Annotated in this window: 11 protein-coding genes; 7 read left to right on the top strand and 4 right to left on the bottom strand. The window is 64.9% G+C overall.

All coding sequences use genetic code 11. The annotated features are described in order from the left end of the window. Window positions 1–27: 27 nt before the first annotated feature. Together K5R33_RS00775 and carA are read right to left on the bottom strand one after the other, a co-directional pair. Window positions 28–2172, bottom strand: coding sequence for a glycosyltransferase (locus K5R33_RS00775; protein WP_255576106.1), 2145 nt, complete (start codon window positions 2170–2172; stop codon window positions 28–30). Window positions 2173–2404: 232 nt separating this feature from the next. Beyond that, window positions 2405–3550 (bottom strand): glutamine-hydrolyzing carbamoyl-phosphate synthase small subunit, encoded by a 1146-nt coding sequence (carA, locus tag K5R33_RS00770; protein WP_220747064.1) that lies wholly within the window; start codon window positions 3548–3550, stop codon window positions 2405–2407. A 145-nt stretch (window positions 3551–3695) separates the two neighbouring features. Between carA and K5R33_RS00765 the strand changes: the two genes are divergently transcribed. The 5 genes from K5R33_RS00765 to K5R33_RS00745 all read left to right on the top strand — a co-directional run bounded on the left by K5R33_RS00765 (window position 3696) and on the right by K5R33_RS00745 (window position 9308). Further along, window positions 3696–4148 carry a GatB/YqeY domain-containing protein gene (locus tag K5R33_RS00765; RefSeq protein ID WP_220747063.1) on the top strand — a complete coding sequence of 151 codons (453 nt, stop codon included), beginning with the start codon at window positions 3696–3698 and terminating at the stop codon, window positions 4146–4148. 581 nt (window positions 4149–4729) lie between these two features. Continuing rightward, window positions 4730–5833, top strand: coding sequence for an AI-2E family transporter (locus K5R33_RS00760; protein WP_220747062.1), 1104 nt, complete (start codon window positions 4730–4732; stop codon window positions 5831–5833). Window positions 5834–5838: 5 nt separating this feature from the next. Next, window positions 5839–6501: a P-loop NTPase family protein gene (locus tag K5R33_RS00755; protein ID WP_220747061.1), complete on the top strand. Its 663-nt coding sequence runs from the start codon at window positions 5839–5841 to the stop codon at window positions 6499–6501. A 76-nt stretch (window positions 6502–6577) separates the two neighbouring features. Next, window positions 6578–7045, top strand: coding sequence for a CIA30 family protein (locus K5R33_RS00750; RefSeq protein WP_220747060.1), 468 nt, complete (start codon window positions 6578–6580; stop codon window positions 7043–7045). 70 nt (window positions 7046–7115) lie between these two features. Beyond that, window positions 7116–9308 carry an RNA degradosome polyphosphate kinase gene (locus K5R33_RS00745; protein WP_220747059.1) on the top strand — a complete coding sequence of 731 codons (2193 nt, stop codon included), beginning with the start codon at window positions 7116–7118 and terminating at the stop codon, window positions 9306–9308. Window positions 9309–9340: 32 nt separating this feature from the next. Here the strand turns inward: K5R33_RS00745 and K5R33_RS00740 are convergent, their stop codons facing one another. Next, window positions 9341–10714 (bottom strand): TrkH family potassium uptake protein, encoded by a 1374-nt coding sequence (locus K5R33_RS00740; protein WP_220747058.1) that lies wholly within the window; start codon window positions 10712–10714, stop codon window positions 9341–9343. A 281-nt stretch (window positions 10715–10995) separates the two neighbouring features. Here K5R33_RS00740 and K5R33_RS00735 point away from each other — a divergent pair, with 281 nt between their 5' ends. After that, complete coding sequence (locus tag K5R33_RS00735) at window positions 10996–12540, top strand: Ppx/GppA family phosphatase (RefSeq protein ID WP_220747835.1); 1545 nt, start codon at window positions 10996–10998, stop codon at window positions 12538–12540. Between the two features lie 88 nt (window positions 12541–12628). Here the strand turns inward: K5R33_RS00735 and K5R33_RS00730 are convergent, their stop codons facing one another. Continuing rightward, window positions 12629–13132, bottom strand: a complete 504-nt coding sequence (locus K5R33_RS00730) for a fasciclin domain-containing protein (RefSeq protein ID WP_220747057.1) — start codon at window positions 13130–13132, stop codon at window positions 12629–12631. Between the two features lie 180 nt (window positions 13133–13312). Here K5R33_RS00730 and proS point away from each other — a divergent pair, with 180 nt between their 5' ends. Continuing rightward, window positions 13313–14653, top strand: a complete 1341-nt coding sequence (proS, locus tag K5R33_RS00725; RefSeq protein WP_220747056.1) for a proline--tRNA ligase — start codon at window positions 13313–13315, stop codon at window positions 14651–14653. The last annotated feature ends 41 nt before the right edge of the window (window positions 14654–14694 follow it).

The following is a 14694-nucleotide window of genomic DNA, read 5'->3' as shown; positions in this document are numbered from 1 at the left end:
CGACCTACAAGCAACCCGTTGCGCGCCCTAGCGTAGGTTTGCCAGACCGTTGTGCAGGGTCTCGATCTCCGCGCCGGAGGCATCGCCGCCAAAGGCGCCGTGGGTGGTCTTGTCCCAATGGAAGGGTCGTAGCGCGATTTCCAGCAGAGCTTTGCCCATGGCGAGACTGGCCAGGGGAAAATAGGCCTCCAACGTGGGCACCCAGGGGCGCAGGGATCTGTGGTGCGGCGCGGCACAGCCGGCCATGCTGAGCGCCATGTTGAGAAGCGTCATCACCCCGAAGAAGATCGCCAGGGGCGTCACATCCCCGTTTGGCATCCACTCCACAATGGGATGCCACACCCCAAAGGTCAGCACGATCACCGACCAGACGGCGGGCAGCAGGATGGTGTTCAGGATCGAGCCCAGAAATAGCAAGTGAAAGCCCAAGAAGCGTTTGGGTCCCAGGTCCGCCCAAAGCTGGAAGGGGTGGCGGCTGTGGACCGCCCAGGTCAGGACGTAGCCCTTCATCCAGCGGGACCGTTGCTTGATCCAAGCGACGGGGGAGGCGTTCGCCTCCTCCAGGGTTGTGGTTTGCAGGATCTCCGTCCGCAGCCCTTTGCGGGCGAGCCGGATTCCAAGGTCCGCGTCTTCGGTTACGTTATGGGCGTCCCAGGCGCCCACGGCCTCTAGCGCGGAGCGGCGGAAAAACAGCGTTGTCCCCCCGAGCGGCACCACGAGGCCCATGCGCGCGATGCCCGGCAAAACCAGGCGGAACCAATTGGCATATTCGATGGTGAAGCAGCGGGACATCCAATTGCGGGTCGGGTTGTAGTAGTCGAGCAGCCCTTGCAGGCAGGCGACCTCGGGCGGGGCGGCCAGGAAACGGGCGGCCACGCGGCGCAGTTGATCGGGGGCAGGCGCGTCTTCGGCATCGTAGACCCCCACGATGTCACCCCGGGCAAAGTTGAGCGCGTAGTTCATGGCCCTGGGTTTGGTCCGCGGCGTTCCGTCCGGCACGGCGATCACACGCATCCAATGGGGTAGATCGGCGTCTGCCAGGGCTGCGCGCGTCGCCAAGTCGTCCGCCTCAACGACAAGGCAGATGTCCAACAGCGCGCGGGGGTAGTCGATGCGCGACAGACGTTCGGTGAGGGCGGTGGCGATCTCCGGCTCTTTGTGGAGGGGGACGAGCACGGAGATTACAGGCATTCGCCCGATGGCGGGTTTGCCCGTCCGCACGGTGGCAAAGCCCCCGCCCGCCCGTTTCGCCCGCACAAGCACCAGCCAAGCGGCAAGTCGCAAGCCAAGGTTGCAGGCCATCACCACCGCACCAAGCAGCGTGGCCAGCCCCAGGGCGGTGAGCGGCGCTTGGAGGATCGCAAAGCACAGCGCCACCAAGATGAGCGCCAGGACGGTCGCACCCCGCCTCGCGCGCAGCCGTCGGCAACTGAGCCCTACGGGGACACGGCATTCGGCAGCGCGGGCCATGGCCGCGCCATGGACATCGCCCAGCCGACGGTCAAAGGCGCGATCCGAGACGACGGCAAAGACGCAGGGGCCGAGCTGCGGCGGGAGTGCCGCCGTCAACGCATCGACGCGATCCGGTCGGGCCGTTGCGATCACCGTGCGGTTGCCAATGCGCGCCCAGGGAATCGCCCGAAACTCCCGCGCCAGGGCCAGGGGCATGCGCCGGGCCCAGTGGTCCAAGGCCGGGTCCGAGGGCGGCAGACGTTCGGCCAGGCCCATGCCGTGCTGTCGGCCCAGGGCTTCGGTCACCCGGTCCTCTGCCAACATGCCGGTCCGGACCAACAAATCGCCCAGGCGCATCCCCATGTCCCGTTGCAGGACCAAAGCGCGGGCCAGTTGGATGGGTGAAAGGTCCCCGTTGTCCACCAGGATTTCGCCCAAAGCCCTGCGCCGGACATAGCGTCGCCGTTGGAAGGTGGGCGGGCGGACCGTGGCCGCCTGGGGCCCCCCCTCGGGCAACAACGTAATCCGGCGCGGGGTGAAGGGCCGCTTTGGTGGGGGCGGTTTGGCCGGTTCCGGCGTTGGAAAGGGGACGACGACACGGGCTGGATCGGCCGACCGCGCCAAAAAGCCCGCGCCAGAGGCGAGGCCGAGCGCCTGTTGAACCTCCGATGTGTCCGGCGCCGTGGGGGACCTTTGATCCGGGGCCTGGGGCGGCGGCATGGTCACCCTACCTCTGTCGTGCCGCACAATCCTGGGGAGAGAAGGTTAAGATCAGGTTAACATACGCGGAGCGCGCAGAACATCAGGACGCGCCGGATGCGGCGCAGAGACAGGGGCGCACCCGAGACGGCCCCAGCGCCTGAGGTGCAGGGACTAGACGGTTAAGCTCCACCACCACATGGGGCCCTGGCACAGGGCCGATAGGCCGGCGCGCCACACGGCGCCGCGCGGGTCAGGCGCGGGCGGCGTCCATTGCGGCGGCGAAATCGTCGAACAGATAGGCGCTGTCGTGGGGCCCAGGGCTCGCCTCCGGGTGATATTGCACCGAGAACACGGGCTTTCCGCTCAGCCGCACGCCGCAGTTAGATCCGTCGAACAGGCTGACGTGGGTCTCTTCCACGCCCTCGGGCAGGCTTTGGGCGTCGACGGTAAAGCCGTGGTTCATCGACGTAATCTCAACCTTCCCGTCGCGGTGACGCTTCACGGGGTGGTTGGCGCCGTGATGGCCGTGGTTCATTTTGACCGTCCGTGCGCCTAGGGCCATGGCCAGCATCTGGTGGCCGAGGCAGATGCCAAAAACGGGGAGGCCGGTGTCGACCATCTCGCGGATCATGGGCACCGCGTATTCGCCAGTGGCCGCCGGGTCGCCGGGGCCGTTGGACAGGAACAGCCCATCGGGTTTCAGGGCTTTGACGTCCTCGGCAGTCGCGGTGGCGGGCAAAACGGTGACATCGCAGCCAACCGAGGCGAGCGACCGCAGGATGTTGCGCTTTGCGCCATAGTCGATGGCGACCACCTTGTACTTCGGATCAGTCTGCTTGCCGAAGCCATCGGGCCAGGCCCATTTGGTCTCGTCCCAGCGGTAGGATTGGGCGGTGGTGACCGTCTTGGCCAGGTCCATCCCTTCCAGTCCGGCGAAGGCGCGGGCCTGGGCCACCAGGGCCTCGATGTCGAAGTTGCCGTCGGGGTCATGGGCCAGGGCCACGTGGGGCGCGCCCTGCTGGCGGATCGCCCGGGTCAGGCGCCGCGTGTCCACGCCCCCCATGCCAATGCGACCCCGCGCAGCCAACCAATCCTCAAGATCGCGGGTGGCGCGCCAGTTCGACGGCTCCGTTGGGTCCCATTTGACGACCATTCCGGCGGCAACGGGGTCGGCGGTTTCATCGTCTTCGGGCGTGATTCCCGTGTTCCCGATGTGCGGGAAGGTAAAGGTCACGATCTGACCCGCGTAGGAGGGGTCGGTCATGATCTCTTGGTAGCCGGTCATGGCCGTGTTGAAGCAGAGTTCCGCTACGGCGGTGCCTGTGGCGCCAAACCCGCGTCCCATGAAGATCGTCCCGTCGGCGAGGGCGAGGCAAGCGGTGGGCGTCTGGGCCATGGTCGGTCTCCGGCAGGGTGGGGGCGGGGCAAACTTGCCGGGGTCTAGGGCGCCCGCGCCGGGGCGTCAAGCAACGGCTGGGCGTTGCCGTGCCGGGATGGCTGGGCTAGGTCCTTGGTTCGCTGATCCGACGACGGGGGACCCCATGGAACTGCGCGAAAAGCTGACCGCTGGCCTCAAAAGCGCCATGCGCGACAAAGACACGGGGCGCTTGGGCACGTTGCGCCTGATCAACGCGGCCATCAAGGATCAGGACATCGCCTTGCGTGCCGAGGGGCGCAGTGTTGGTGATGCAGAGATCCTGGCGATTTTGGCCAAGATGGTGAAGCAACGCCAGGAAAGTGCGCGGGCCTACGAAGAGGCGGGACGGCTGGAGTTGGCCGAGCAGGAGCAGGGCGAGATCAAGGTGATCGAGGACTTCCTGCCGCGCAAACTGTCCGATGACGAGGTGGAGGCCGCCGTCGTTCAGGCGATTGCCGAGACGGAGGCCGGGTCCCTGCGCGACATGGGCAAGGTAATGGGTGTGCTGAAAGGCAAATACGCGGGCCAAATGGATTTTGGCGCCGTCGGACCGATGGTGAAGGCGCGTCTGGCCTAACGGGCAAGGCGTGGCCATGGTGAGTGCCTGACTGGGCTGGTTGGTGCCAGTCTCGACCGGTCGTCCGGAGCCTTCTAGCAGATCGGTTTCGCGAGTGATTGATTGCACCTCCAGAACGGTCGCCAGGGTCGCGGTTGGCTTGATGCACACAGAATTGGCCGGGGTTGTTCCGTGACGTCCGGGCAATTGGTTCGCCATTCGCCGCAAGGATCCTCTCGACCGTGCGGGTTACGATCTGTCGGGCATCTGCGATCAGAAAGATCTGAGACGCGGCGTTTTGTCGAGTGCCGTCGTCCGGAGTGTCGGAGACCGCGCTGTGAGACCTGGTGGAGGATGTCGGAGATAGGGGCCCATACGCGCTTGAGGCGCTCAACCCTGGCGGTGTCATCGGGCATCTGAACGTCCCGTTGCATTCAGGGCGCGCGCTTCATCGCCGCTGCCGTTGCGCACGCCAACTCCCGCGTTAACGGACGCTCGGCAGGGTCGCGCCGCACCCGACAGCGGTCCGCAGTCTTTCGATGCGCTTGTGGAGATGCCATAAGCGCCCCACATTCACCTTCAGACAATTGAGGAAAGCGGCCATGGCCCTGCCAGCCCGGCAACAGGTAACCTATTGGAGCGTCGCAGCCGCCGTCTTTCTGGTGCTGCTTTGGTATTTGGGGCCGATCCTGCTGCCGTTCATCGTGGGCGGTGCCATTGCCTATATTCTTGATCCGCTCGCGGACCGGTTAGAGGCGGTCGGCTTGCCGCGCGCGGCGGCAACGACGGTGATCACCCTCGTCGGGGTTTTGGGGCTGTTGCTGGCCGTTGGGTTTATCATCCCAACCCTGGTCGAGCAGACGACGGCCCTGGTCCGCGCGGCCCCCACTTACGTAAATGCCCTGCGAGATTGGTTGGGCGCTCGCTTCCCGGATTTGGTCGTCGAAGGCGGCATGTTGCAACAGGCGCTGGCCGATCTCGGAGACTTAGCGCGGGAGCGCGGAGGGCAGTTCGCACAACAATTGCTGGCGGGGGTCTTTGGTGTGGTCAATGCGCTGGTCTTCGCGGTTGTGGTGCCTGTGGTGGCCTTTTACCTGCTGCTCGACTGGGACCGTATGATTGCCCGAGTGGACGAGATGCTGCCCCGCGATCACGTTGGCACCATTCGCAAGATTGCCAGCGACATCGACGCCACCTTGGCCAGTTTCGTGCGGGGCCAGTTGACCGTCTGTCTGGTCCTGGGGACCTTCTATTCCGCGGCTTTGATGTTTGTCGGGTTGCAGTTCGGGCTGGTGGTGGGCGCCGTCGCTGGGTTGATCACGTTTATTCCTTACGTCGGTGCTCTGGTCGGGGGCGCCTTGGCCATTGGGTTGGCGTTGTTCCAGTTCTGGGGCGAATGGCATTTGATCGGCATCGTCGCCGGTATCTTTTTCCTGGGCCAGTTTCTGGAAGGCAACATTCTGACACCTAAGCTGGTGGGCGACAGTGTTGGCCTGCATCCCGTCTGGCTGTTGTTTGCCCTGTCCGCCTTTGGGTCGATCTATGGCTTCGTGGGTATGCTGGTGGCCGTGCCCGTGGCGGCATCCCTAGGCGTGGTCACGCGCTTCGTGATCGCGGAGTATAAAGAGAGTCTGCTCTACAAGGGGCGGGGCCCAGGCGTGGAGCAGCAGGTTGAGGTGGCGCCGTCCTCCGAGGCGGCGGAATGACCGCCATGCGCCAGACCAGTATCGACCTGCCGCGCCTGACGGCCTTGGGGCGCGGCGATTACATGGTGTCCGAGGCCAATGCCCGCGCCCATGCCCTGGTGGAGCTTTGGCCATCCTGGCCCGAGCGGCGGTTGGCCTTGATCGGCCCAGAGGGTGCGGGCAAGTCCCACCTGGCCACCATTTGGTCCGAGACAGCCGGTGCCGAGGTTTTGGACGCGGGCGACCTGCGGGCCGAGATTGTGTTGGATCTGGCGACACGGCCGCTCGTGGTCGAAGACGTGGACCGACGGCTTGCTGGGGACGCGGACGAGAGGGCGCTGTTCCACCTGTGGAATGCCTGTGCGGCCGCGGGCAACGGCCTGTTGCTGACGGGGCGCAGCGCGCCCTCGGACTGGCCCGTGGCCCTGCCGGATCTGGCCAGTCGCTTGGCCTCGCTGACGCCTGCGGTCATTTCTCACCCGGACGAGGCCTTGCTGTCGGCGGTGATGGTCAAGCTGTTCGCGGACCGCCAGATCACCGTGCGACCCGCGCTGGTGCAATACCTCTTGCCCCGGATGGAGCGGAGCTTTGCCGCCGCGCACCACATGGTCGACCGCCTTGACGGCGAAGCGCTGGCCCAGGGGCGGCCCATCGACGTGCGGCTGGCGCGCGATTTGCTTGGTGGATAGGGCGCGTTTGACCAGACGCGCCCTGTGCCTGGGCGGCCTGACAGCCTGCGTCGCGGGCCGCGCGAAAGGAGAACAGATGGAGCTGACCCCCGACTGGACCTTTGTGGCCGATACGGTGATGGGCGGTGTGTCCACCGGGGCGCTGTCGCGGGTGACGCTGGACGGCCGCGCGGCGGTGCAGTTGCGCGGTGATGTCTCGCTCGACAACGATGGCGGCTTTGTCCAGATGGCGGGCGATCTGGGTCAACCGGGACCGTTGGACGCCAGTGCCTGGACCGGGGTCGAGGTCGATATTTGGGGCAACGGCGAGGTCTATGACCTGCGGCTGCGCACCGACGATCTGGCCCGTCCTTGGCAATCCTACCGCGCGGAGATCATCGCCCGACCTGCTTGGCATCGTCTCCAAGTGCCATTCGCCGATTTCGTCCCCCATAAGACCGATATGCCGCTGAACACGGCTCGTCTGCGGCGGATCGGGGTTCTGGGGATCGGGCGCGTCTTTCGTGCCGAAGTGGCGGTCGCGCGCCTGGGGTTGTATGTCTGAGGCCCGCCCCACGTGCCCGCGACCGGCGCAATGTCACCAATCCGTCACCTCCGATAGCTAGCAGCGCCCCATGTCCGATACCGCCCCTTGTCCATCCGCCGATTTCCTGCGTGCCCCGCTGCCCAAGCCCGTTCCCTTGGACGACGCGCGGGTGACTGGCCCGCGCCGCTTCTTCAACCGCGAACTCAGCTGGCTCGCCTTCAATTGGCGCGTGCTGGATGAGGCGAACAATCCCAAGCTGCCGCTGTTGGAACGCCTGCGCTTTCTGTCGATCAGCGCCGCCAACCTGGACGAATTCTATACGGTGCGGGTCGCGGGCCTGCGGGAACTGGCACGGGCGGGCAATACCTCGCCGGGGGCCGATGGGCGGTCGCCCGCTGAACAGCTTGCGATGATCGACGAGGATGCCGGACGGCTGCTCGCCGAACAACAGACTTGTTGGAAGACCCTGCGGACGGAGATGGAGGCGGCGGGGATTAGCTTGCTGTCGCCCAAGGCGCTGAGCGCGGCGGAACGGCGCGACCTGGCCGATCACTTCCTGCGTCAGGTGTTTCCCGTGCTGTCGCCCCTGGCCATCGACCCGGCCCATCCCTTTCCATTCATTCCGAACGAAGGGTTCGCTTTGGCCATCGAACTGAAGCGCCGATCCGACAACCGCGTGTTGCGGGCCCTGCTGCCGATCCCCAATCAGATCGACCGCTTTATTCGTCTGGCCGACAAGGGCGACCAGATCCGGTTTTTGCCCCTGGAGCAGCTTTTGCTGATGCAGATCGAGCGGCTGTTTCCCGGCTACGATCTGCAGGGCCACTGCGCCTTCCGGGTCCTGCGGGACAGCGACTTGGAGGTCGAGGAAGAGGCCGAAGACCTCGTGCTGGAGTTTGAGACCGCCCTCAAACGCCGTCGGCGCGGGGAAATCATTCGACTCAAGATCACCTCGGGCGCGCCCGCCGGGCTGCTGCGGGAAATCGTGGATGAGATCGGCGTCGATGAGAACGAGGTCATCGTGGTGGACGGCCTGGTGGGCCTGGCTGCCCTCAAAGAGCTGGTGGTGGACGACCGCCCCGATCTCCTGTGGTCCTCGTTCACACCACGTGTGCCCGAACGGGTGCAGGATCACGACGGGGATATGTTCGCGGCCATCCGGCAAAAGGACATGCTGCTGCACCACCCCTATGAGACCTTCGACATGGTCATCCGCTTTTTGCAGCAAGCGGCCCAAGACAAGAACGTGGTGGCCATCAAGCAGACGCTCTACCGCACATCGCGGGACAGCCCCGTGGTCGCCGCCCTCTGCGAAGCGGCGGAGGCGGGGAAACAGGTCACGGCCCTGGTCGAGTTGAAGGCCCGCTTCGATGAGGCCGCCAATATCCGCCAATCCCGTCGCCTGGAAAGGGCAGGCGCCCATGTGGTCTATGGGTTCACCAACTATAAGACCCACGCCAAGATCAGCACCGTGGTCCGGCGCGAGGGCGATAAGCTGGTGACCTATACCCATTTCGGCACCGGGAATTACCACCCGATCACGGCCCGCATCTACACCGATCTGTCCCTGTTCACGGTGTCGGAAAAGCTGGGGCGCGATGCGACCAAAGTGTTCAATTATATCTCTGGCTATGCGCCGCCCGAGGGGTTGGAGGCGCTGGCGATTTCACCGAGCCAGATGAAAGACTTCCTGCTGACCTCCATCGCTGCCGAGGCGGACCATGCGCGCGCGGGGCGGCCCGCGCAGATCTGGGCCAAGATGAACTCTCTGATTGAGCCAGACGTGATCGACGCGCTCTACGGGGCCAGTCAGGCGGGCGTGAAGATCGACCTTGTCATTCGTGGGATCTGCGGTATCCGCCCCGGTGTCATTGGCCTGTCCGAGAACATCCGGGTGAAATCCGTCGTGGGCCGCTTCCTGGAGCACTCGCGTATCGTCTGTTTTGGCAATGGAACGGGGTTGCCGTCGAAAAAGGCGCGGGTCCATATTTCCTCGGCGGATTGGATGGGACGCAACCTCAACCGCCGTGTGGAAACCCTGGTGGAATGCACCAATCCGACGGTGAAGGCTCAGATCGTGTCGCAGATTATGGCGGCGAACCTCGCCGATGTCTCCCAAAGCTGGGTTCTGGGCCCCGAGGGAGAGTGGACGCGCGCCGACACGAGCAAGATCGACAACCCCTTTAACTGCCACCGGTTCTTTATGGAAAACCCCTCGCTCTCGGGCCGGGGCTCCGCCGGGGCGAAGGATGTGCCCGAACTGACCCACTCCGCCGGGTAGGGCGGGCCGGGCCGCCGGTTGGCGGTGGCCCGTTACAGCACCAGTTCGTTGTCGCTTTCTTCTTCACGGCTTTCGTCATGGGCGGAAATCGCGATGCCAAAGGTCAGAATCCCGATCCGACCCGCGGTCATCAGAATGATGACGATGACCTTGCCCAGGTCGCTAAGCTCGCCCGTCAGCCCCATGCTCAGGCCGACGGTGCCCATGGCCGATAGCACCTCAAACAGGACCACGTCGAAGGCGCCCTGGGGTTCGGTCAAAAACAACAGGAAGGCGGCGACCATCGCCACTACGGCGTAGTAGCTGACCGAGGCCGTGGCGTTTTGCAGACGCCCTGGCGGAATTTCCCGCTTAAAGAACCGAACCCGGTCACGCCCCTTCAGGGTGGACCGGACCAGCGCGACAAGGGCGGCGAAGGACGTGGTTTTCAGCCCCCCGCCGGTGCCCGCGGGCGAGGCGCCGACGATCATCAGAAAGAACAGCACGATCAACACCGCCGACGACAGCGCCGAGATGGGATGTGTGTTAAACCCCACCGTGGCCGAGGCGGTCATGACCTGGAAGAAGGCCGCAAGCAGGCGTTCGCTCGGTTCCAGGTCTTGGATCGACGGCTCAATCACAAAGAACAGGACCGTGCCGCCTGCCAGGAATGCAAAGGTGATCCGCGCGATGACTTTGGACGAGAACCCCAGGTGGCTGGCTTTGCCCGTGACCGTGCGCCAGCCGTCGACGACGATCAAAAAGCCCATCGCCCCCAGAATACTGAGCGCGGCGATGGTGACGTTGATCCCCACATGGCCGCGAAAGGCCTCGAAACTTGTGGCGTTCAGGCTGAACCCAGCCGTGCAAAAGGCAGAGACGGAATGGAAAATCGCGCTCCACAGCGGGGCCTCGACGCCCTCGGCCACAAACATCGGATAGAGCAGCGCCGCGCCGATAGCCTCGCAGAGGAAGGTAAAGATGACCACCGCCAGGATGAAGCTGCGCGGCGAGATGCTCTCGGGCAGGTTGAAGACGTTGCGCGTGGCCTTGGTCCGCGCACTGCTGAGGCCATTCGTCAGCGACAGCACCACAAAAGACCCCAGGGTCATGTACCCCAGCCCGCCAATCTGGATCAGGCCCATGATAACGACCTCCCCCAAAAACGTATAGCTGGACCCCGGATCGACGCTGACCAAACCGGTCGTCGAGACCGCCGAGGTAGCGATAAACAGGTTGTCCAGCGCGCCCACGGGGACCGCCTGGCTGACCGGTAGGCTCAGCAGGATCCACCCCAGCAGGATATAGCTGGAATAGCCGATCAGCAGCAGCTTCGCCGGGCTGATCCGCAGAAGGGCGATGCGTTCTGCCGCGCGGCTGAGCCGTAGGCTGCGGGAGATATCATGCAGGGATTGGTGGTCGGGCATATCTTGTCCTTCGGGGGGCTGGCGCCCGCGCTCCGCCAGCGTGGCCAGACCCCTATTGCCCCAGGAAATAGGACGTAGGCCCGTGACCGCCAAACGCGGCGATTGGAAAACTGCTTTTGCATCGGCGGTGGGGCCGTCCGTCCCGTGTTGCGGTTTCCGGCCAGGCCCCCTTTTGGGCGTCGCGTCCCGTCCAACCCATGGCGCGCCGCGCAATTGACGCCCCAGCCTCCGCCATGTCAGACCACCGCCAATAGACCACGGCACCGGGGACACTGCCGATGATGGATGACGCGATCGACGCGGAGGAGTTTGGGCCCTTCGGCGCGCCGCTCTTCGATGGGCCCGAGGCCCGAGCGCTCCGGCGCGTGGGCGTGATTGATGTGGGATCGAACTCCGTCCGGTTGGTCGTGTTCGACGGGGCGGCCAGGTCGCCCGCCTATTTCTTCAACGAAAAGATTCTGTGTGGGTTGGGAACGGGCTTGGCCGAGACGGGCAAGCTGCACCCCGAAGGACGGCAGCGCGCCCTGAACGCGTTGAAACGCTTTGCCATTCTGGCGCGCGGGATGGAGGTCAACTCCCTGACAGCGGTGGCCACCGCTGCCGTGCGGGAGGCTGAGGATGGCCCGGCGTTTGAGGCGGAGGTGACCGCCGCGACAGGCCTGAGCCTTTGGGTCATCGATGGCCCACAGGAGGCCCGCCTGTCGGCGCAAGGCGTTTTGCTGGGTTGGCCAGAGGCCGAGGGTCTGATGTGTGACATCGGCGGCAGCAGCATGGAGCTGGCCGAAGTGTCCGGCGGCGGTGTCGGTGCTGCGGTCTCGGGCAAGCTTGGGCCGCTCAAGCTCCAGTCCATCCGGGGCAAGGCGAACCGCAAGACCGAGATCGACGCGGCGCTGGACGATATGGCCGGTTCCTTGGCGGCAACGAAGTATGACCGTCTCTACTTGGTGGGTGGGTCGTGGCGGGCGATTGCCCGGGTCGACATGTTGCGGCGGGCGTATCCGCTGCATGTGCTGCATGAATACACCATGACGCCCCGGGATCTGCGCGCGACGCTGGAGCACATCGCCAAGGCGGATCCGGCGGTGCTCAGCAAGCAATCGAACACAAGCTCCGCGCGGATGTCGCTGGTGCCCATGGCCGCCGAAGTCCTGTCTCGGGTATTGAGCCGCTTTGGCCCCAAAGAGATCGCCATTTCAAGCTATGGGATTCGGGAGGGCTTGCTCTATGAGCAGATGCCCGAGGTGTTGCGCGCCCGCGATCCGCTGATCGAAAGCTGCCGCGCGTCCGAGGCGGCGTCGGCGCGCTTGCCGGGATTTGGGCGCATTCTCTACCGATTTATCGAGCCGCTCTTTTCCCGCGTAGATGCCCGACGGCGGCGCCTGATCCGGGCCTGTTGTCTGCTCAACGACGTCAGTTGGCGGGCACATCCCGACTACCGGGCGGAGATCTGTTTTGACAACGCGACGCGCGCCAATCTCGGTGGTCTGACCCATTCCGAGCGGGTGTTCTTGGGGCTAGCGCTCTTGCACCGCTATCGCAACAAGCGCGAGGGCACACCCTTTGCTGTTCTGTCACCGCTGTTGAACCAGGCCGATACCCAGCAGGCCGAGGTTGTGGGCAAGGCCATGCGGTTTGGCGCCATGTTTTCCGCGCAGGATCCCTCGTTGATGGGCGCGCTGAAGCTGTATCCGAAACGCGGCGAGTTGGAGCTGACGCTGCCGCCCGGCGACGGCGAGGCCCTTTGGGGAGAGGTGGCCGAAGCGCGGTTTCGTTCCCTAGCTAATAGTTTGGGTGCGGCGCCAAAGCTGAAGCGCCCGCGCCGCTGAGGGGCGGGATCCTCCGCGACCGTGACCGGTCTTGTCGGAGGGTCAGCCCAGGTCCAGCGGGGGCACCGAAGTGCCCCCCAGGGTCGTCTCAGTGGCAGGCGGGGCGGGCGCCGGGCAACAGAACCTTATCGACCACATGGATCACGCCATTGTCGGCCTGGATATCGGCCACGACCACGTTAGCCATCTGATCCGTGGAATCCGCGATGGAGACACCGCCGCCGGATTTGGTCACGCAGAGCCGTGCGCTGGTCAGGATCGGCTTCACATAGATCGAGCCTGCGGGGATTTGGCCGCTGGTCAGGACGCGGTCATCGACGTGGTACAGCAGCACATCGGTCAATTGGTCCTTGTTCTCCGGTTGCAGCAGCGTCTCGACCGTTCCGGCGGGCAGGGCGGCGAAGGCATCGTCCAGGGGCGCGAAGACCGTGAATTGACCCGGCCCGGCCAGGGTGTCGGTCAGACCAGCCGCCTCAACAGCCGCCAGAAGGGTGCCGAAGCGACCATCTTGGGTGGCGATTTCGGCGATGGACGCGGCAGAGGCAGCGGTTCCGGTGACGGCAATAGCTGCGGCGGCGAGAAGGGTTTTCATATCGTGTCTCCCATTGGACAAAGGCGTGTGCAAAATTCCCACGAAGCAGGAATGTAAGGGAAACGTCCCAGGGATCGGTTCGGATCACTTTGCTCACGAACCCGTGATCGCCGCTCCTGGCTTGCCGCGACGCGCCCGCGTTGGTAGCGCGGTGCAAAGACACCCGTCGGAGCCTGACCCATGCGCCTCAGCCGCTACTTCCTGCCCGTTCTCAAGGAAACGCCCGCCGAGGCGCAGATCGCCAGTCATCGGCTGATGTTGCGGGCGGGGATGATCAAACAATCCAGCGCCGGGATCTACTCTTGGCTACCGCTCGGCCACCGTGTCCTGCGCCGCATCGAACAGATCGTCCATGAGGAGCAGCAGCGCGCGGGCCATATCCCCATGCTGATGCCAACCCTCCAGCCTGCCGATCTGTGGAAGGAATCGGGCCGCTACGATGCCTATGGCCCCGAGATGCTGCGCATCCGCGACCGGCAGGACCGGGATATGCTCTATGGTCCTACCAACGAAGAGATGATCACCGATATCGTCCGATCCAACGTGGCCTCCTACAAAGACCTGCCGCTGACGCTTTACCATATCCAGTGGAAGTTCCGGGACGAGATGCGCCCGCGGTTCGGTGTCATGCGGGGCCGGGAGTTCCTCATGAAGGACGGCTATAACTTCGACCTCACGCGCGAAGACGCCTTGCACGCCTACAACCGCCACCTGGTCAGCTACCTGCGCACCTATGAGCGGATGGGCCTGCAAGCGATCCCCATGCGCGCCGATTCAGGCCCCATCGGCGGGGACGACACCCATGAATTCCTGGTGCTGGCCGAAACGGGCGAGTCGGAGGTCTTCTACGACAGCGAAGTCACCGACCTGACCTTTGGCGACCGGGATATCGATTACGACGATGTGGCCCAATGCGCGGGTGTGATGGAGGAATTCACCTCCCGGTACGCGCGCACCGATGAGACCCACGACGAAGCCCTGTTCAACGCGATCCCCGAGGCGCGTCGCCGCACCGCACGGGGCATTGAAGTGGGGCAGATTTTCTACTTCGGGACCAAGTATTCCGACGCCATGGGCGCCACGGTCCAGGGCCCCGACGGCAAGCCTGTACCGCTCCACATGGGCTCCCACGGGATCGGGGTCAGCCGCCTGCTTAGCGCGATTATCGAGGCGAACCACGACGACAAGGGCATCATCTGGCCCGAGGGCGTGACGCCGTTCCATGTGGGGCTGGTCAACCTCAAGCAGGGCGATGGGGCCACCGACGCGGCCTGTGACGGGATCTATCAGGCGTTGGAGGCCGCTGGTTTGACCGTCCTCTACGATGACACCAAAGACCGGGCGGGCGCGAAGTTCGCCACTATGGATCTGATCGGCCTGCCGTGGCGCATCACCGTTGGCCCGCGTGGCCTGGCCGCTGGCAAGATCGAACTGACCTCCCGCCGCACGGGCGAAAGCGAGGAGCTTGCCCCCGAGGAGGCCGTGGCCCGTCTGTCGGAGGTCTATGCCGCCCATCGCTGAGCAGGCCGTTTGGCCTACCCCACGCGCTCGCTCCGATCAGG

This window comes from Jannaschia pagri (assembly GCF_019655435.1).
Classification (GTDB): domain Bacteria; phylum Pseudomonadota; class Alphaproteobacteria; order Rhodobacterales; family Rhodobacteraceae; genus Jannaschia; species Jannaschia pagri.
Note: the sequence above shows the minus strand (reverse complement) of the source record. Positions and strands in the feature narration are given on the sequence as shown.